20 protein-coding genes are annotated in these 16,868 nt (G+C 70.5%); 14 read left to right on the forward strand and 6 right to left on the reverse strand.

Features of this window, described 5'->3' with window-relative positions:
• Positions 1 to 14 precede the first annotated feature (14 nt).
• Positions 15 to 539: a hypothetical protein gene (locus ABZ815_RS07845; RefSeq protein ID WP_357695181.1), complete on the reverse strand. Its 525-nt coding sequence runs from the start codon at positions 537 to 539 to the stop codon at positions 15 to 17.
• A 122-nt stretch (positions 540 to 661) separates the two neighbouring features.
• Here ABZ815_RS07845 and ABZ815_RS07850 point away from each other — a divergent pair, with 122 nt between their 5' ends.
• The gene (locus ABZ815_RS07850) at positions 662 to 1,240 is read left to right on the forward strand and encodes a YqgE/AlgH family protein (protein ID WP_357695183.1); all 579 of its coding nucleotides are present in this window, start codon (positions 662 to 664) and stop codon (positions 1,238 to 1,240) included.
• On the opposite strand, the gene ABZ815_RS07855 is transcribed toward ABZ815_RS07850, so the two are convergent.
• Positions 1,237 to 1,863, reverse strand: coding sequence for a TetR family transcriptional regulator (locus ABZ815_RS07855; RefSeq protein ID WP_357695185.1), 627 nt, complete (start codon positions 1,861 to 1,863; stop codon positions 1,237 to 1,239). The two genes, ABZ815_RS07850 and ABZ815_RS07855, sit on opposite strands and share 4 nt — an antisense overlap.
• Positions 1,864 to 2,012: 149 nt before the next feature.
• Here ABZ815_RS07855 and ABZ815_RS07860 point away from each other — a divergent pair, with 149 nt between their 5' ends.
• Positions 2,013 to 3,611, forward strand: coding sequence for an MFS transporter (locus tag ABZ815_RS07860; protein WP_357695187.1), 1,599 nt, complete (start codon positions 2,013 to 2,015; stop codon positions 3,609 to 3,611).
• Positions 3,612 to 3,689: 78 nt separating this feature from the next.
• Here the strand turns inward: ABZ815_RS07860 and ABZ815_RS07865 are convergent, their stop codons facing one another.
• Positions 3,690 to 5,096 carry a cellulase family glycosylhydrolase gene (locus ABZ815_RS07865; protein ID WP_357695189.1) on the reverse strand — a complete coding sequence of 469 codons (1,407 nt, stop codon included), beginning with the start codon at positions 5,094 to 5,096 and terminating at the stop codon, positions 3,690 to 3,692.
• A 68-nt stretch (positions 5,097 to 5,164) separates the two neighbouring features.
• Between ABZ815_RS07865 and ABZ815_RS07870 the strand changes: the two genes are divergently transcribed.
• The 7 genes from ABZ815_RS07870 to ABZ815_RS07900 all read left to right on the forward strand — a co-directional run bounded on the left by ABZ815_RS07870 (position 5,165) and on the right by ABZ815_RS07900 (position 11,642).
• Entirely contained in the window at positions 5,165 to 5,650 is a 486-nt protein-coding gene (locus tag ABZ815_RS07870; RefSeq protein ID WP_357695191.1) for a hypothetical protein, read from the forward strand.
• Entirely contained in the window at positions 5,647 to 5,907 is a 261-nt protein-coding gene (locus tag ABZ815_RS07875) for a DUF3039 domain-containing protein (protein ID WP_357695193.1), read from the forward strand. The genes ABZ815_RS07870 and ABZ815_RS07875 overlap by 4 nt, the downstream gene beginning before the upstream one ends.
• 78 nt (positions 5,908 to 5,985) lie before the next feature.
• A complete protein-coding gene (locus tag ABZ815_RS07880; RefSeq protein WP_357695194.1) occupies positions 5,986 to 6,906 on the forward strand; it encodes a zinc metalloprotease in 921 nt (306 codons plus the stop codon).
• Between the two features lie 24 nt (positions 6,907 to 6,930).
• Entirely contained in the window at positions 6,931 to 8,319 is a 1,389-nt protein-coding gene (locus tag ABZ815_RS07885; RefSeq protein ID WP_357695195.1) for an MFS transporter, read from the forward strand.
• A 90-nt stretch (positions 8,320 to 8,409) separates the two neighbouring features.
• On the forward strand, positions 8,410 to 9,234 hold the full coding sequence (locus tag ABZ815_RS07890) for a hypothetical protein (protein WP_357695197.1): 825 nt from the start codon (positions 8,410 to 8,412) through the stop codon (positions 9,232 to 9,234).
• A gap of 124 nt (positions 9,235 to 9,358) precedes the next feature.
• Positions 9,359 to 11,113, forward strand: a complete 1,755-nt coding sequence (locus ABZ815_RS07895; RefSeq protein ID WP_357695199.1) for a DEAD/DEAH box helicase — start codon at positions 9,359 to 9,361, stop codon at positions 11,111 to 11,113.
• A 151-nt stretch (positions 11,114 to 11,264) separates the two neighbouring features.
• On the forward strand, positions 11,265 to 11,642 hold the full coding sequence (locus ABZ815_RS07900) for an STAS domain-containing protein (protein WP_357695200.1): 378 nt from the start codon (positions 11,265 to 11,267) through the stop codon (positions 11,640 to 11,642).
• Here ABZ815_RS07900 and ABZ815_RS07905 read toward each other — a convergent pair.
• The 3 genes from ABZ815_RS07905 to ABZ815_RS07915 all read right to left on the reverse strand — a co-directional run bounded on the left by ABZ815_RS07905 (position 11,639) and on the right by ABZ815_RS07915 (position 14,200).
• Positions 11,639 to 12,160 (reverse strand): hypothetical protein, encoded by a 522-nt coding sequence (locus tag ABZ815_RS07905; RefSeq protein ID WP_357695202.1) that lies wholly within the window; start codon positions 12,158 to 12,160, stop codon positions 11,639 to 11,641. The genes ABZ815_RS07900 and ABZ815_RS07905 overlap by 4 nt on opposite strands.
• A 172-nt stretch (positions 12,161 to 12,332) precedes the next feature.
• The gene (locus ABZ815_RS07910; RefSeq protein ID WP_357695204.1) at positions 12,333 to 12,902 is read right to left on the reverse strand and encodes a nicotinamidase; all 570 of its coding nucleotides are present in this window, start codon (positions 12,900 to 12,902) and stop codon (positions 12,333 to 12,335) included.
• 14 nt (positions 12,903 to 12,916) lie between these two features.
• A complete protein-coding gene (locus ABZ815_RS07915) occupies positions 12,917 to 14,200 on the reverse strand; it encodes a nicotinate phosphoribosyltransferase (protein ID WP_357695206.1) in 1,284 nt (427 codons plus the stop codon).
• A gap of 46 nt (positions 14,201 to 14,246) precedes the next feature.
• Here ABZ815_RS07915 and clpS point away from each other — a divergent pair, with 46 nt between their 5' ends.
• The 5 genes from clpS to ABZ815_RS07940 all read left to right on the forward strand — a co-directional run bounded on the left by clpS (position 14,247) and on the right by ABZ815_RS07940 (position 16,848).
• Complete coding sequence (clpS, locus tag ABZ815_RS07920) at positions 14,247 to 14,540, forward strand: ATP-dependent Clp protease adapter ClpS (RefSeq protein WP_352350112.1); 294 nt, start codon at positions 14,247 to 14,249, stop codon at positions 14,538 to 14,540.
• Positions 14,541 to 14,550: 10 nt separating this feature from the next.
• Positions 14,551 to 15,075 (forward strand): DUF2017 domain-containing protein, encoded by a 525-nt coding sequence (locus ABZ815_RS07925; RefSeq protein ID WP_357695208.1) that lies wholly within the window; start codon positions 14,551 to 14,553, stop codon positions 15,073 to 15,075.
• Between the two features lie 9 nt (positions 15,076 to 15,084).
• Positions 15,085 to 15,486, forward strand: a complete 402-nt coding sequence (locus ABZ815_RS07930) for a M67 family metallopeptidase (protein ID WP_357695210.1) — start codon at positions 15,085 to 15,087, stop codon at positions 15,484 to 15,486.
• A 140-nt stretch (positions 15,487 to 15,626) separates the two neighbouring features.
• Positions 15,627 to 15,899 (forward strand): MoaD/ThiS family protein, encoded by a 273-nt coding sequence (locus ABZ815_RS07935; protein WP_357695212.1) that lies wholly within the window; start codon positions 15,627 to 15,629, stop codon positions 15,897 to 15,899.
• Position 15,900: 1 nt separating this feature from the next.
• Positions 15,901 to 16,848: a cysteine synthase gene (locus tag ABZ815_RS07940; protein ID WP_357695214.1), complete on the forward strand. Its 948-nt coding sequence runs from the start codon at positions 15,901 to 15,903 to the stop codon at positions 16,846 to 16,848.
• The last annotated feature ends 20 nt before the right edge of the window (positions 16,849 to 16,868 follow it).

Consider the following 16,868-nt stretch of genomic DNA (forward strand, 5'->3'; position numbering starts at 1 on the left):
CCGTACGGGCGGGGTCACAGGGGGCCGTCGGGGACCGAACGGGGCCAGACGGAGCCGTACCACCACATGATCCCGCCCATCACCACGAGCCCGCCGCCCGTGGCCAGCTTGCCCCACAGGTCGGAGGGCGGCCCGGTGTAGGGCAGGCGGCCGTGTCCCCGGCCGTGCCCCCGCCCCCAGGCGCAGTCGTTGCGCACCCGGGTGGAGTCGATGAGCGTGTCGGGGTGGGTGTCGGTGACGGAGAAGGCCTCGATCTCGCGGGTGGCGCCCCGGTCGATCTTGACCGTCCTGACCACCTGCTTGCGGGCCGGGATCGAGCCGGTCGCCACGCTGGTCGCGTCCACCCGCAGGTCGAACCGGGCGAGCTGGGGGGTCTGGTTGCGCAACGTGACCCGTACGGACCCCGACCCGCACCCGAGCTTGTCGGTCGTCATCGTGAACGGATCGCCCCGGTCGGGCCATGCCTCGGCGGGCGACGGCAGCAGCAGGACCGCGCCCACGGGAAGGGCGGCCAGGACGAGGCGGGTACCGATGCGCATGTGCTCCTCCCGAGCCTTCCGCAAGCATGATCTTTGCTACGGATCGTGCCCATAAGGCCACAGAAAGTAACATGGCCGGGCCGGGGGAGCGGAAAGCCCGTCACACCCTTCATGATGGAGGTATGGCGGAAGCGATCTACGTCGGCGGTTTGTTGGTGGCGACGCCGCTTCTCGACGACCCCAACTTCCGGCGTAGCGTCGTGCTGATCCTCGAACACGACCACGACGGCGGCACTCTCGGCGTGGTGCTCAACCGGCCGAGCGACATCTCGGTCACCCAGGTGCTCCCGGTCTGGGACCCGCTGGTCACCGGGCCGCCGGTGCTGTTCGAGGGCGGTCCCGTGCAGACCGACAGCGCCCTCGCCCTGGCGGCGGTCCCGAGCGGGCAGGAGCCGCTCGGCTGGCGCAGGCTGCACGCCGGCACCCCGGCCGTCTCCCGGCTGGGCACGGTCGACCTCGACGCGCCCCCCGAGATCCTCCAGGGCGAGATCGCGCAGATGCGGATCTTCGCCGGATACGCCGGCTGGACCTCCGGCCAGTTGGAGAGCGAGATCGCCGAGGGCGCCTGGTACGTCGTCGACTCCGAGGCCGGCGACACCTTCCACGGCGACCCCGGCTCGCTCTGGCGGCACGTGCTGCGGCGTCAGCCGGGCGAGCTGGCCTTCGTGGCGACCTGCCCCGACGACCCCACGATGAACTAGGCCGGGCGGGTGTCCCAGCCGGGCCGCAGCGACTCCTCGGCCAGCGTGACCGCCTCGGCGATGCGCGTGACGATCTCCGGCATGGTGGTCTCCCTGCGGGGGCACTCGAAGCCGATGCGCATGGTGGACATCGCGAACGCCACGATCAGGTGCGTCAGCTGATCGTCCTCGGGGTCGACGCCCCGGCGGGCGGCGACGGCCTCGGCCAGGCGGCTCTCGGTCAAGGCGCCCCGGGCGACGGACTGCCCCACCAAGTGCGGATATTTATCGAAAAGTTGCCGCAGCTTCAGGAACCTCTCGGTGTCCTCCGGCGTTGACCCCTGCATGTCCTCCACCATGGCCCGCAGGCCGTGCATGAGCGACGTGAACGGGGGCTCGTCCTCCGGGCGGCCGGCGAAGGCCTCCATCAGGACCTCCTCGCCGTGGTCGTGGAACCACAGCACGAGATGGTCCTTGCCGGTGAAGTAGCGGAAGAAGGTGCGGGGGGAGACTTCGACGACCCCCGCTATCTGCTCGATCGTGGTGGACTCGTATCCTTGTTCGAGGAACAGGTCGAGCGCCGCGTCGAGGAGCGCGAGGCGCGTCTTCTCCTTCTTGCGTTCCCGTAGACCCACTGCGGACACCCCTTCGCCACCTTTCTGTCACAGTGTGCCAGAAGTCATGCGGCGTCTTTTTAAAATCGTTTGTCATAAGTCATGGCCTGACATACTCTACCTGAGGCTTACGAGACCTATGCCGCTTGTTGAGGCGGTATGTAACTGAGGGGGACCTTATGGCTAACGCGAAGGCGGTCGCCGAACCGTCGTCGCCCGGCCTCGGCAAGACGGGGACGGGTGGCGGGAACCCATGGCTGGTGCTGCTGGCGGTCAGCCTCGGCGTCATCATGGTGATGCTGGACGGCACGGTGGTGGGCATCGCCAACCCCGTCATCCAGGTGGAATTGAAGGCGTCGCTGTCCGACCTGCAGTGGGTGACCAGCGGCTACCTGCTCGCGCTGGCCGTCTTCCTGATCACCGCGGGCAAGCTCGGTGACCTGTTCGGGCACAAGCGCGTCTTCCTGATCGGTGTGGCCGGCTTCGCTCTGTCCTCGGTGGGCATCGGTCTCAGCCAGGAGCTGGCCGACGTCGTCCCCGGCCTGTCGCCGGTGGGCGCGCTGATCGGCCTGCGGGTGCTGCAGGGCCTCTTCGGCGCCCTGCTCCAGCCGGCCGCCCTGGCGCTGCTGCGTGGCGCCTTCCCCGGTGAGAAGCTGAACCAGGCGATGGGGGCCTGGGGTGCGATCATCGGCCTCTCCAGCGCCGCCGGTCCGATCGTGGGCGGCGTGCTGGTGGAGAAGGTGAGCTGGGAGTCGGTCTTCTTCATCAACGCCCCGGTGGGCATCATCGCGTTGATCATGGGCTTCCTGCTGATCAAGGAGAACCGCGTCCAGACGTTCGCCCGCATCGACTGGCTCGGCGTGGTGCTGCTGTCCGGCGCGATGTTCTCGCTGGTCTGGACGATCATCAAGGCCCCCGAGTGGGGCTGGGGCGACTCGACGACGCTGACCTTCATCGTCGCGTTCGTGGTGCTCATCGGCCTGTTCATCTTCTGGCAGAGCAGGGCCAAGCAGCCGCTGGTGCCGCTGTCGCTGTTCAGGAACGTCTCGATCTCGATCGGCACCCTGCTGATGATGATGGTCGCGTTCGCGATGTTCGGCGCGATGTTCTTCCTGGGCTTCTTCTTCCAGGGCGTGCACGGCCTGACCCCGCTCGACGCCGGTCTGCGGATGCTGCCGATGAGCGCGGGCATGATCGTGGCCTCGCCCCTGGCCGGCATGGCGATCGGCAAGCTCGGGCCGAAGATCACGATGGCCGCCGGTCTGCTGATCACCGCGTCCTCGATGTTCCTCATGTCGCGCCTCAGCATCGACGCCTCGTTCATCGAGAGCGGCCTGCCGTTCGTGCTGCTGGCCTTCGGCCTCTCGCCGGTGTTCGTCGGCGCGACCGAGATCATCGTGGGCAACGCGCCGGTCGAGCTGAGCGGTGTCGCGGGCGGCCTTCAGCAGTCGGCCATGCAGGTCGGCGGCGCGCTCGGCACCGCGATCCTGGGCGCCGTGATGGCCGGCGAGATCGCCGACACGCTGCCCGGCTACCTCGGCCCGGCGGCGCAGGCGATCCCGCCGGGGCAGCTCACGCTGCTAGAGAAGGCCGCCGCGTTCGGCGCGACCCCGCCGGGGCTGCCGCAGGTGGTCACGGACGCCGTGCACAACTCGTTCATGGACGGCATGCACCTCGCCTTCCTGGTCAGCACCGGTGTCGCGGTGCTGACGGCCCTGCTGACGCTGTTCGTCAGAGCCGGTCGCAAGAGCGAGGGCGCGCCGGTCCACATGGGCTGACCGCTTCCCGCCGGAACGGCCCCCGCCATCGTGGCGGGGGCCGTTCCGCTGTCCGGGGCCCCTCTGTCGCGGGGGCCGCTATTTGGCGGTGACGGTCAGGATGACGCGGCCCGAGGTCTTGGTGGTGACCGTCAGGATGCGCCGGGCGGCGTTCCAGACGGCCGTGCCGCCGTCCACCTGGGCGCCGTTCGGGAAGCCGCGCTCGGGCAGGTATATCTCGGTGGGGCCGGTCTCGTTGGCTTCGAAGACCACCTGGAGGCGGTTCTCGCCGTACGTGACGCCGACCGGGACGCCGCCGATCGCCCTCGGGTACGCCCTGACGTACACGCCCGGCAGCGGAGTGGCCTTCCCCTTCGCGTCGTACGGCCCCCAGGCGTCGGCGTCCCGCGACCAGTACGCCATGCCCGTGCCCACCTGGTCGCTCACCTCCTGCACCTTCCGCACCAGGTCGGAAGCGCCCGGTCTGGTCATGTCCAGCCCGAACTCGCCCAGCAGGACCGGCGCCCGCATGCGCTCGGCCGTCCGCGCGATGTTCTCGCGCCACCAGCCGAGCGTGCGGTCGGTCCACTGCTTGGAGCCGGCGGCGTAGTCGTCGCCGAGGTCCAGGGGCAGCGGGTAGAGGTGCGGGGCGAAGGCGATGCGCGGCGGGCCGCCGCGCGGGTCGTCGAAGCGCGGCAGCGCCGACGGCAGGCCCCAGTTGACGCCCACGGCCTGCGGCTCCAGGAAGATCCAGCGGTCGGGGTCGACCTCCCTGATCCGGGCGATGGTCCTGCGGTAGAGGGTGGCAAGGGGGCCGGTCTCGAACGTCGCGCCCTGCACCGAGCCGCCCCACGGCTCGTTCATCAGGTCGTACCCGAGAACGCCCGGCACGTCCTTGAAGCGGGCCGCGACCGCCGCCCACGCCTTGGCGTAGCGGTCCATCAGGTCGGGGTGGTCGCCGGTGGTGTTCCAGAAGTGGTCGAAGGCCCGGATGACGCCGGGTTCCAGGTAGTACATCTCCCAGGTGAACTGCTCGGTGGCCACCGGCAGGCCGTCGGTGTGGGTGGCCCAGGCGGGCGCGCCGTTGCCGGCGACGCCGGTGGGGGTGATGGCGTTGCCCCACAGGTCCTGGTGCATGTCGAGCATGACCTGGTAGCCGCGGTCGGAGTACCACCGCACCCGCTCAGCCACCTTGTCCAGATATTTCATGTCATAGGTGCCGGGGGAGGGCTCCACGGCCCGCCACAGGATGAGGAAGCGCACGAAGTTCGTGCCCATGTCCCGGTATTCGCGGTCGATGTCGTCCGGGGTCAGCTCCGGGAGCGCGTCCGGGGCGCCCTTGGCGCTGCCCGCCGTGTTGAACCCGTGCAGGATCAGCGCCCGGCCGCGGTCGTCGGTGACGTAGCGGGGGGTGGACGGAGGAGCGTCCCTGGTCGCGGCGGCGACAGCGCCTCCGGCCAGCAGGACGAGCACGGCTGTCGTCGCGAGCAACCTGGCACGCTTCATCTGATCTCCGCGGATGCCGGGAAATAGGGTCTTCCATCAGAATCATGGACGCGGCTAGCCTGCCGAACATGAGCCTTGTTCGCAATAGCCTGCCGGCGATCGTCACCTTGTTGATCGTCGTGGGGTTCGGTCTGTTCGGCGCGGTCCTGGTCACGAGGGTCGGCTACCTGGCCGTGCCGTCCGCGGTCGGGGCCCCGTACGCGCTGCCGGGCCTGCGCGTCGTCCCCCTGGGCGAGACGACCTGGCTGCTCACGCTCGCCGACACGGTCCTCGCGCTCGCCCTGGTCGGCGCGGTGGCGTCCACGCGCGGCGGACTCTGGCGCACCTGGGGCAGGTTCCTGGTCGCCGCGGTCGCGGTGAACCTGGTGCGCGCCGCCCTGCTCGCCACCGTCGCCGAGGCCGGGATCGGCGCCTACCTCGGCTATCTCGGCGGCGGCCTGGTCGCGGGTCTGATCTGGGGAATCGTCCTCGGCTGGCTCCCCGGGCTCGCCGCGCTGCCGCGCCGGTCCGGAACGCGGGACCGGTCGCCGGCGGGCATAAACTCGATGGGGTGAGCACGAAGATCCTCCCTGAGCAGGAGACCACTCCGCGCACCTCTCACGGTGACGGCGACCACGAGCGGTTCGCCCACTACGCGGACAAGCACAAGATCACCGAGAGCATGGTGACGGGCACGCCCATCCGCGCGCTCTGCGGCAAGATCTGGGTGCCCAGCCGTGACCCGAAGAAATACCCGGTCTGCCCGGAGTGCAAGGAGATCTACGAAGGTCTCCCGCCCGGCGGCGGTGGCGATGACGACAAGAAGCAGTGAGTGTTGCTGAAGCCCATTCCCCCCGGGTAAGGCTACGGTCGGTAATCTGACCAGCCCTTACCGTCACGGGGGGATCGTATGGCCCGGCGCGCGACCGCCGTCTCGTTGGCATGCCTGCTCGCGGCCGGGCTCGCCCCGCCGTTCCCGCTCGGCGCCATGCCGCTCCCGGTCGGCGCCGAGCCGGCGTCCGCGTGCGTCCCGTCAGCTGCGCGCCTGGCCGCCCCGCGCGCACCGGCCGGGACCGGCCCGCGCTCGCCGCTCCCCGAAGACGTCGCCAGGATCTCGGCCGAGCTGAAGACCCGGTTGCGGGGGTTGACCGTGCCCACGCGCATCACCGTGCCGACCCGGGTGGTCATCCTCACCGACGGCCGGCGCAAGATCTCCGAGCAGCTGGTCAGAACCCAGATCGACGTGCTCAACGCCGCCTACGCCGGCCGCAACGGCGGCGTGGACACCGGCCTGCGCTTCAAGCTGGAGTCCGTCTCCGTCAAGGAGAACGCCACCTGGTTCGCCGACCCGGTCGGCGGCGAGAAGGCCATGAAGACCCGCCTGCACCAGGGCGGCGCCCAGACGCTCAACCTCTACATCGCCCAGCTCAGCGAGCTCATGCTGGGCTTCGCCAGCTACCCCTACTGGTACGCCGGCGCCCCCGCCCTCGACGGCGTCGTGATCGACTGGCGCAGCCTGCCCGGCGGCGCGATGACCAACTACGACAAGGGCTTCACCGTCGTCCACGAGATCGGCCACTGGCTCGGCCTGTTCCACACCTTCGAGAACGGCTGCGACGAGCCGGGCGACGGCATCGCCGACACCGCCCCCGAGGCCCGCGCCACCGAGGGCTGTCCCGAGAGCAAGGACACCTGCCCCAACACCGGCACCGACCCGATGCACAACTACATGGACTATGCCCATGACCGGTGCATGTCGGAGTTCACCCAGGGCCAGGCCGACCGCATGCACGAGATGTGGACGGTGTACCGACGCAGCGCAGATGCGTAGATTCGACGCATTTACCATGTGTAGGTGACAGCACCGAAGGCAATCGACGCTCCCGACATCTCACCCCGGATCCTAGGACCGGCGTACCGCACGGCCACTTTGGGGATCGTCCTCGTGGTCACCCTGATCGCCTTCGAGGGGATGTCGGTCGGCGTCGTGATGCCGGAGGTCTCCCGCGACCTCGACGCGCTCAACCTCTACGGCATCAGCTTCTCCGCCTTCCTCATCGCCAGCCTGTTCGCCAACGTGGTCGCCGGGCTCTGGTCGGACCGGCGCGGCTACCCGCTGCCGTTCCTGGCCGGGGTGGTGCTGTTCGTCGCCGGGATGGCGCTGGCCGGCACGGCGGACGCCAAGGAGCTGTTCCTGATCGCGCGGGCCGTCCAGGGATTGGGGGCCGGAGCCTCGATCGTGGCGCTGTACGTGATGATCGCCCGGGTCTACCCGGCGGACCTGCGGCCCAAGGTCTTCGCGGCGCTGTCGGCCGCCTGGGTCGTGCCCTCGATGGTCGGGCCCGCCGTGGCGGGGGCCGTCGCCGAGCAGTGGGGCTGGCGTTACGTCTTCTACGGGATCATCCCGCTGGTGGTGCCCGCGCTGGTGATGCTCGTCCCCGCGCTCCGGATGGCCGGGCCCGAGCAGGCCGAGGAGGGCCCGCGCGGGCCGCGTTCGCAGCCGCTGGCGATGACGCTGGCCGCCACCTCCGCCGCCGGCGGTGCGGGCGTGCTGCTGTGGGGCGTGGACGAGCTGCACAAACAGCCGCTGGTCGGCACGGCCGCCACGCTCGGCGGGCTGGGCTTCCTGATCTACGGCCTGTATCGGCTGCTGCCGCCGGGCGCGCTGCGGTTCGGCCGCGGGCTGCCCACCACCGTGCTGCTGCGCGGGTTCTTCTCGGCGGCCTTCTTCGGCGTCAACTCCTTCATCCCGCTGGTGCTGACGTCGGTCAAGTTCTTCGACGCCAGGGCCGCCGGGATCGCGCTGACCACGGGCGCGCTCGGCTGGTCGGCGGGCTCGTTCCTGCAGAGCAGGCGGACCGCCGAGCCGCACCGGCGGATCAGGCTCGGAGCGGTGTGCGTCACGGTCGGGATCGTGATCGCGCTGTTCGCGGCGCTGCCCGCGGTGAGCGGGTGGATCGCGGTGCCGGCCTGGATCGCGGCCGGGTTCGGGATGGGCCTCGGCATGACCACGGTCAGCGTCACCGCGCTCAGGCAGTCGCCGGTCAGTGAGCAGGGCGCCAACTCGGCGGCGCTGTCGGTCACCGACATGCTGGGCTCCGCGCTGACCGTCGGCCTGGGCGGCGCGGTGATCAACTTCATCGGCCACGAGTCCGGGCAGATCGCCACCGGGTTCGTGGTGATCTCGGTCATGATGGCGCTCATCGGGCTCGCCACCACGTTCCTGGCCGCCCGTACGCGCTGATCGTGCGATTCTGCCCCTCCCGCCACAGCGATCACGGATCGCCAGATCTTCGTCCCGAGGAGTGATAGGACAACGGGACGAGGAGGTGTCATGGAGGATGATCACCGGGTCTGGCCCCCCGCTTCCGGGCCCCGGCACCGCCGCACTCCTCCCCAGGACGCGGACCCCCCGGACGACCCCGACGAGGACGCGGAGGAGGCCCCCTGGCCGCCCCGCCGCGGGCGCGACCCGTACGAGCGGGAGACGGCGTGGAACCCGCGGATCCGCAGGACCGTCCCGCCCGACCCGCCGGCCGCCTCCGAGCCGCTGCCGCCCTCGGCGCGGTTCTACGGCACCCCGGCCGACCCCGGGCCGCTGGAGGAGCCCCCGAGGCGCGGACGGCGCGTGGCCGGCGCCCTGGTCGCCGTGGCGGCGGTGGCGGCGGTGGCGGGGCTGGTCGCGGGGGTGAGTACGGTGGCGTCCCGGCTCACCGCGCCGCCGCCGGAGTCCGACCGGCTGAGCGACGCCGTGGCGGGCGTGTCACTGCGGCTGCCGCCCGGCTGGAGCGCCGGCACGATCCCGCCGGTCACCGGCTTCACGTCGGTCGCCAGGGACGGGAACGGCGCGCTGGTCATGGCCATGCGGGTGCCCGACCCCGTGCCGAACGCCAAGAAGGCCGCCGGGGAGGCCGCCGAGCTGTACTCCAGGCTGCTGCTCAAGGGCGACAAGGTCACGGTCGTCGACGACCGCGACATCCCGCAGGGGCACACCAGGGCGCTGCGGGCCGAGTACCAGGACGTCGTCAACCGGCCCGCCTTCCTGCGCGTGATGCTTCTCACCCGCGCGGGCCGCGCGGTACTGCTCCTCGGGCTGCTCCAGCCCGAGGCGACCACCGGGAGACAGGCGCTGGACGCGGTGATGACGAGCTTCAGATAAGCCACATAGCACGTAGGGAAGACCTTGGCCAGAATCCTCGGTGCACGGCACGTCTTGTCGGTGAGCCCGATTACTCTTGGGTCACTGTGAGAGAGCGAAGCACACGAACCCCAGAGGTGATGCGGTGAGCACCTTCGCCGCGTCCCACCTTTCGCCTTCCTATCCAGACCGCGCCGCGTGGGGCACCGCGCCCAAGCTGCGCGCCTGGCAGCAGCAGGCGTTCGACCTGTACTTCAGGCGCGAGCCGCGTGACTTCCTCACCGTGGCCACCCCCGGCGCGGGCAAGACGACCTACGCCCTGCGCATCGCCAGCGAGCTGCTGGCCAACGGTGTGATCAGGGCCGTCACCGTCGTCACGCCCACCGAGCACCTCAAGCGCCAGTGGGCCGACGCCGCCGCCCGGGTCGGCATCGGCATCGACCCCGAGTTCAAGAACAGCCAGGGCACCACCTCGCGCGACTACACCGGGGTGGCGGTGACGTACGCGCAGGTCGCGATGCACCCCGCGCTCCACCGGGCGCGCACCGAGGCCCGCAAGACCCTGGTCATCTTCGACGAGATCCACCACGCGGGCGACGCCAAGTCGTGGGGCGACGGCGTGCGCGAGGCGTTCGAGCCCGCCACCCGCCGGCTCCAGCTCACCGGCACGCCGTTCAGGTCCGACGACAACCCGATCCCGTTCGTCGGCTACGAGGAGGACGCCGAGGGCGCCAAGCGCAGCGTCTCCGACTTCTCCTACGGCTACGGCCCGGCGCTCGACGACGGCGTCGTGCGTCCGGTGATCTTCCTGGCCTACTCCGGCGAGATGAAGTGGCGCACCCGCGCGGGCGACGAGATCGCCGCGACGCTCGGCACCCCGCTCACCAAGGACCAGCTCTCCCAGGCGTGGCGGGCCGCGCTCGACCCCAAGGGCGACTGGATCCGCCAGGTCATGCAGGCCGCCGACCGCCGCCTGACCGAGGTCCGCCGGGGCGTGCCCGACGCGGGCGGCCTGGTGATCGCCACCGACCACGAGACCGCCCGGGCCTACTCCCGCCACCTGCGCAACATCACCGGCGAGGGCGCGACGGTCGTCCTGTCCGACGACCCGGGGGCGTCCAAGAAGATCAAGCAGTTCGCCGCCTCCGAAGACCGCTGGCTGGTGGCCGTCCGCATGGTGTCCGAGGGCGTCGACATCCCGCGCCTGTGCGTGGGCGTCTACGCCACCTCGACCTCGACCCCGCTCTTCTTCGCCCAGGCCGTGGGCCGCTTCGTCCGCGCCCGCAAGCGCGGCGAGACGGCCTCGGTCTTCCTCCCCTCGGTGCCCACCCTCATGGGGCTGGCCAACGAGATGGAGGTCGAGCGCGACCACGTGCTCAACAGGAAGCCTCCGGAGGACGGCCTCGACGACAGCCTGCTGGAGCAGGCCAACCGTCAGAAGGACAACCCCGACGTCCTGGGCGACGAGCTGCCGTTCGAGACGATGGAGACCTCGGCCACCTTCGACCGGGTGCTCTTCGACGGCGGCGAGTTCGGCACCGGCGCGGAGATCGGCTCGGCCGAGGAGGAGGACTTCCTGGGCCTGCCCGGCCTCCTAGAGCCCGACCAGGTGGCCACCCTGCTCCGCAAGCGCCAGTCCGACCAGCAGGCCGCCAAGCGCAGGCAGGGCCCGGCCGAGCAGCCCAAGGAGACCTTGGCCCCCCACGAGCAGATCGCCGAGCTGCGCCGCGAGCTCAACGGCCTGGTGGGCGCCTGGAACCACCGCACGGGCCAGCCCCACGGGGTCATCCACGCCGAGCTGCGCCGCACGTGCGGCGGCCCGCCGATCGCGCAGGCAACGTCCGAGCAGATCCAGGAACGCATCGACGCCATCCGCCGCTGGGCCACCCAGCGACGCTAGCCGCACCCCCTTCGCCGGTTCCCGCGAACCGGCGAAGGGCCGGTGGGGGACCCTGCACATTTGGACACAGAGCAGTGACCTTCCGTTAGAAGGCCGGCCAGAACGGCAAGAACCCTCTTGGCTGTCTCGGGATACCAGAAGGATCTTGCCCATGTCGTCTGAGGCCCCCGGCAAGTCGACGCTGACCGTCACCTCCGGCCTCTCCCGGAACGCCGTCATCGTCCGGCTCGAAGGGGAGCTCGACGTCTACGCCATCCCGATCCTGCGCGAGCACCTGCTGCGCATCTGGGAGCTGCCCGCCAAGCCGTTCCTGATCCTGGACCTCGGCGAGGTCGCCTTCTGCGACTCGATGGGCATGAACGAGCTCGTCGAGGTCATGCAGCGGTGCGAGTCGAGGGGCACCCGGCTGCTGCTCGCGGGGGTGCACGGGGTGATGGCTCGGGTGTTGTCGATCACCGGGTTGCGGCACGCGTTCGAGGTGTTCGCCAGGTTCGACGACGCCCTGCGGCTGGCCGTCGCGACTCTCTAGAGGCGCGCGGGGGCCGGGATGCGCCTGCCGGAGCGGCCGTCCACCGGGATGTACCGCTCGTCGGCCGGGAGCGGGACCGTCAGCGCGGCCCGGCCGTCCTTGACGCGGACGGGAAGGACGCGTACGCCCTCATGGTCGCCGCTCAGTGGACCCTCGTGCACCCACACCAGCAACCGGCGGCCCTCGGGACGGGCGATCACCTTGGCCGTCGCGCACTCGTGCGGCGCGGCCGTCCACGACAGCACGAGCCGCCGGCCGACGTGCCCGCCGACCGTGGCCCACTGGGGGATCGGGGTGCGCTCGTCGCACGCGGGCAGCGCCGGCGCGGGCGGCATGTCATGGGCCACGACCGTGGGGCCACGGCCGGCGGGCACGTCGCTCATCGCGACCGTCGCGACCTCCAGCAGCGCCAGTGTCACGACCGCCCCCACCCGCGCTCCCGGACGGCCCTTGACGAGCACCCAGAGGGCGAGAGGGGTGAGGAGCAGCCAGGCCGCGCCCAGGGAGATGGCAAGCATTGAGGAACCTCGCACAGGATGAAGAGATATGACTCTACGTACTACTTCGACTGCGGAGGGGTTAGGTCATCCTTGGATATCACATGACCGCAGGGTTGCGCACTGTGTACCGTCCGTGATCAGTGCGGGCATGGCGAAGTCCCGGCGGTGGCCGGTGAGGTCAAGGGGCCGGTCAGCCTTCCTTGGGGGCGCCCGTCAGCGTCACGCCCGCGGCCTCCATCTGGGCCATGGCCGACTGCGTGGTGGCCGGGGAGACGCCCGCGGTGAGGTCGAGCAGCACGCGTACGGCCAGCCCGTTGGCCACCGCGTCGAGCGCGGTGGCGCGGACGCAGTGGTCGGTGGCGATGCCCACCACGTCGACCTCGGTCACCCCGTGCTCGCGCAGCCAGTCGGCCAGCGGCGCGCCGTCGCCCGAGGTGCCCTCGAAACCGCTGTAGGCGGCCGCGTGGGAGCCCTTGCTGAAGACCTCCTCCACCTCCGAGACGTCGAAGGAGGGGTGGAAGTCGGCGCCGGGGGTGCCGGCCACGCAGTGGGCGGGCCAGGTCGTGACGTAGTCGGGGGTGTCCGAGAAGTGGGTGCCGGGCTCGACGTGGTGGTCACGGGTGGCCACGACGTGGTCGTAGCCGTGCTCGCTGAGATGGCGGGTGATCTCGGCGGCCACCTCGGAGCCGCCGGCCACGGCCAGGCTCCCACCCTCGCAGAAGTCGTTCTGCACATCGACGATGATCAACGCGGTGCCCATAAGAGCACGATACGTCAGACGAACTCCGTGGGGATCGCCGCATACCCCCTGCCGAGGTGCAGCGCCTCCTGGGGGAGCAGCGCGACGGCCTCGGCGTGGCGGTCGCGGGCGGCCGAGAGGGGTTCCCGGCCGACGATCTCGCCGTCGCGCACCAGCTCGTGCAGCAGGGGGATGCCGCCGTCGGGGACGACGCCGCCGGTGGTGATCAGCTCGGTCTCGATGTGCCCGCCCGCGTCGAGCAGCCGGTACGCCTCCTTGCGCCCGCCGCGCGACGGCTTGCCGACCGAGCGCTTGGCCACGGCCTCCAGCCGGCCCGCCCCGGTCTCCCGCGCCACCAGCTTGTACACCAGGGCCGCCGTGGGGACGCCGGACCCGGTCACCAGGGAGGTGCCCACGCCGTAGCCGTCCACGGGGGCGGCGGCGAGCGCGGCGATGGCGTACTCGTCGAGGTCGGAGGTGACCACGATGCGGGTGTCGAAGGCGCCGAGCGAGTCGAGCAGCTCGCGCACCTCCTGCGCGGCGGCGGCCAGGTCGCCGGAGTCGATGCGGACCGCGCCCAGCTTGTTCCCGGCCAGCTCGACCGCCGTGCGCACCGCCTGCTGCACGTCGTAGGTGTCCACCAGCAGCGTCGTCTCCGCGCCGAGTGAGGCGATCTGGGCCTCGAACGCGTCGCGCTCGGAGTCGTGCAGCAGGGTGAAGGCGTGCGCGGCCGTGCCCGCGGTCGGGACTCCGTACCGGTGGCCGGCCATGAGGTTGGAGGTGGAGGCGAACCCGGCGATGTAGGCGGCGCGGGCGGCGGCGACGGCGGCGTACTCGTGCGTGCGGCGCGAGCCCATCTCGATCAGCGGGCGCTTGCCGGCGGCGTTGGTCATGCGGGAGGCGGCCGAGGCGATGGCGCAGTCGTGGTTGAGGATCGACAGCGCCAGCGTCTCCAGCAGCACGGCCTCGGCGAAGGTGCCCTCGACGATCATGATCGGGGAGGCGGGGAAGTAGAGGTCGCCCTCGCGGTAGCCGTAGACGTTCCCGGAAAACCGGTAATCGGCGAGAAACGCCAGAGTCGATTCGTCGACAACCTCCTGCTCGCGGAGAAAAGTGAGTTCTTCGTCACCGAAACGGAAGCGTTCGAGCTCGTCCAGGATGCGTCCGACGCCGGCCACGACCCCGTACCGGCGCCCGCCCGGCAGATGCCGGGCGAACACCTCGAAGACCGCGCGCCGGTGCGCGGCACCGCTGCGCAGCGCCGCCTGGAGCATCGTCAGCTCATAGTGATCTGTGAGCAACGCAGTGCTCATGGTCATTCTCACGACTCGAAGACTACGGCCCAGATAGGGCAGACTCGGGGATGTGGGTAGCACCGCTCCAATCACCGTCGAGCGTCCGTCATCGGACGTCCGGCCCGATCTGCCATGGGTGACCATCGTCTGGAACGACCCGGTCAACCTCATGTCCTACGTGACCTATGTCTTCCAAACCGTCTTCGGCTATACCAAGGAGAAGGCGGAGAAACTGATGCTGGACGTCCACCAAAAGGGCAAGGCGGTCGTGTCCAGTGGCACGCGCGAAGAGATGGAACGCGATGTGCAGATTCTTCACTCCTACGGCCTGTGGGCGACGGTCCAGCCGGATTCGGTCAAGTGAGGCGGCGGCGGTGAGTTCGGGGTTCTCGGCCGGGCGGGACGGCTCGGTCATCGCGCGGTTCGAGGCGGCGGAGGTCTCGCTGCTGCGCTCGCTCGTCTCGATGTTGCTCGGCCTGGTGTCGCCGGGCGAGACCAGCGACGATCCGCTGGAGCGGGCGCTCGGCATCGGGGCGGCCCAGGCGCCGACCGATCCGGTGCTGGCCCGGCTGTTCCCCTCGGCGTACGAGGACGAGAAGGAGGCCACGGAGTTCCGCCGCTACACCGAGGCCACGCTGCGCGACGGCAAGCGCGCCGACGCCCGGACCGTCCTGGAGACCGCGCGCTCGGGCCGCGCCGACCTGACGCCCGAGCAGGCCCAGGCGTGGCTGCGCTCGCTCAACGACGTCCGCCTGACGCTCGGCACCAAGCTCGACGTGACCGAGGAGGTCCACGACGAGATCGCCACGATGTCCGAGGACGACCCCCGCTACCCGGCCTACGTCACCTACGACTGGCTGACCTACCTCCAAGACAGCCTGGTACGCGCCCTCTGGTAGCTTCCGGGCATGCTCACGATCTCGCAGGAACTGGTGGACAAGATCGTCGCGCACGCGCGGGCCGACCATCCCGACGAGGCGTGCGGTGTGATCGCGGGTAGGAACGGCGTTCCCGAGCGGTTCGTCCCGATGGAGAACGCCGAGCGTTCGCCCACGTTCTACCGGTTCGACTCCATGGAGCAGTTCCGCGTCTGGCGGGAGATGGACGACCGCGACGAGGAGCCCGTCGTGATCTACCACTCCCACACCGCCACCGAGGCGTACCCGTCGCGCACCGACGTGTCCTACGCCTCCGAGCCGCAGGCCCACTACGTCCTGGTCTCGACCAGGGACGAGAACGAGGTCGAGTTCCGCTCCTACCGGATCCTCGACGGAGTGATCGAGGAGGAAGAGGTAAGATTCCTCCCATGATGGTCCGGCCGGTGCAGAGCTACCTCTTCGCGCACACTCCGGCCGTCGTCGTCTACGACTGTCGCTGATCTGGAATCCGTACCCAGCCCTCGGTGTTGGCGCCGATGGGACGACGACCAGATAAGAGGAGAATGACCGCGATGGCCATCGAGGTTCGCATTCCCACCATCCTGCGTAACTACACCGACGGCGCCAAGGCCGTCGACGCCGAGGGCGCCACCCTCGACGAGCTGATCAGCAACCTTGAGTCCCGGCACCCCGGCATCAAGGCCCGCCTGGTCGACGAGGGCAGCCTGCGCCGCTTCGTCAACGTCTACCTCAACGACGAGGACGTGCGCTTCCTCGGCGGCCTCGGCACCCCGGTGTCCGACGGCGACACGGTCACCGTGCTGCCCGCCGTCGCCGGCGGGTGACATGCGGTTCGACTCGCTGATCGACTCGGTCGGGCGCACGCCGCTCGTCGGGCTGCCCCGGCTGTCGCCCTCGCCCGAGGTGCGCGTCTGGGCCAAGCTCGAAGACCGCAACCCGACCGGGTCGATCAAGGACCGGCCGGCGCTGTGGATGATCGAGCAGGCCGAGAAGGACGGCCTGCTCACGCCCGGCTGCACGATCCTTGAGCCCACCAGCGGCAACACCGGCATCTCGCTGGCGATGTCGGCCAGGCTCAAGGGCTACAAGCTGATCTGCGTGATGCCGGAGAACACCTCCGAGGAGCGCCGGCAGCTCCTGCGCATGTGGGGCGCGGAGATCATCTCCTCGCCCGCCGCGGGCGGTTCCAACGAGGCCGTGCGCGTGGCCAAGGGCCTGGCCGCGGAGAACCCGTCCTGGGTGATGCTCTACCAGTACGGAAACCCGGCCAACTGGCGCTCCCACTACGAGACCACCGGCCCGGAGATCCTGGCCGACCTGCCCACGATCACCCATTTCGTGGCCGGGCTCGGCACCACGGGCACGCTGATGGGCGTCGGCCGGTACCTGCGCGAGCACGTGCCCGGCGTGCAGATCGTCGCCGCCGAGCCGCGCTACGGCGAGCTGGTCTACGGCCTGCGCAACGTCGACGAGGGCTTCATCCCGGAGCTCTACGACGAGTCCGTGCTGACCACCCGCTTCTCGGTCGGCTCGGCCGACGCGCTGCGGCGCACCCGCGAGCTGCTGGCCGCCGAGGGCATCTTCGCCGGGGTCTCGACCGGCGCCGCGCTGCACGCCGCGCTGGGCGTGGCCAGGAAGGCGGTCAAGGCGGGCGAGCGCGCCGACGTCGCCTTCGTGGTGGCCGACGGCGGCTGGAAGTACCTGTCCACGGGCGCCTACGAGGGCACCCTGGAGGAGGCCGAAGAACGTCTGGAAGGGCAGCTCTGGGCCTGACGACATGAGAAGGGGGCGGC

This window comes from Nonomuraea sp. NPDC047529 (assembly GCF_040642995.1).
Classification (GTDB): Bacteria; Actinomycetota; Actinomycetes; order Streptosporangiales; family Streptosporangiaceae; genus Nonomuraea.

Excerpts from the sequence above, each read along its gene's own strand:
- ABZ815_RS07890 (WP_357695197.1), top strand. The coding sequence starts at position 8,410 with ATGGAGGATGATCACCGGGTCTGGCCCCCCGCTTCCGGGCCCCGGCAC.
- ABZ815_RS07845 (WP_357695181.1), bottom strand. The coding sequence starts at position 539 with ATGCGCATCGGTACCCGCCTCGTCCTGGCCGCCCTTCCCGTGGGCGCG.
- ABZ815_RS07910 (WP_357695204.1), bottom strand. The coding sequence starts at position 12,902 with ATGGGCACCGCGTTGATCATCGTCGATGTGCAGAACGACTTCTGCGAG.
- ABZ815_RS07930 (WP_357695210.1), top strand. The coding sequence starts at position 15,085 with ATGCTCACGATCTCGCAGGAACTGGTGGACAAGATCGTCGCGCACGCG.
- ABZ815_RS07880 (WP_357695194.1), top strand. The coding sequence starts at position 5,986 with ATGGCCCGGCGCGCGACCGCCGTCTCGTTGGCATGCCTGCTCGCGGCC.
- ABZ815_RS07860 (WP_357695187.1), top strand. The coding sequence starts at position 2,013 with ATGGCTAACGCGAAGGCGGTCGCCGAACCGTCGTCGCCCGGCCTCGGC.
- ABZ815_RS07900 (WP_357695200.1), top strand. The coding sequence starts at position 11,265 with ATGTCGTCTGAGGCCCCCGGCAAGTCGACGCTGACCGTCACCTCCGGC.
- ABZ815_RS07935 (WP_357695212.1), top strand. The coding sequence starts at position 15,627 with ATGGCCATCGAGGTTCGCATTCCCACCATCCTGCGTAACTACACCGAC.
- ABZ815_RS07870 (WP_357695191.1), top strand. The coding sequence starts at position 5,165 with ATGAGCCTTGTTCGCAATAGCCTGCCGGCGATCGTCACCTTGTTGATC.
- ABZ815_RS07865 (WP_357695189.1), bottom strand. The coding sequence starts at position 5,096 with ATGAAGCGTGCCAGGTTGCTCGCGACGACAGCCGTGCTCGTCCTGCTG.
- ABZ815_RS07905 (WP_357695202.1), bottom strand. The coding sequence starts at position 12,160 with ATGCTTGCCATCTCCCTGGGCGCGGCCTGGCTGCTCCTCACCCCTCTC.
- ABZ815_RS07850 (WP_357695183.1), top strand. The coding sequence starts at position 662 with ATGGCGGAAGCGATCTACGTCGGCGGTTTGTTGGTGGCGACGCCGCTT.
- ABZ815_RS07915 (WP_357695206.1), bottom strand. The coding sequence starts at position 14,200 with ATGACCATGAGCACTGCGTTGCTCACAGATCACTATGAGCTGACGATG.
- ABZ815_RS07940 (WP_357695214.1), top strand. The coding sequence starts at position 15,901 with ATGCGGTTCGACTCGCTGATCGACTCGGTCGGGCGCACGCCGCTCGTC.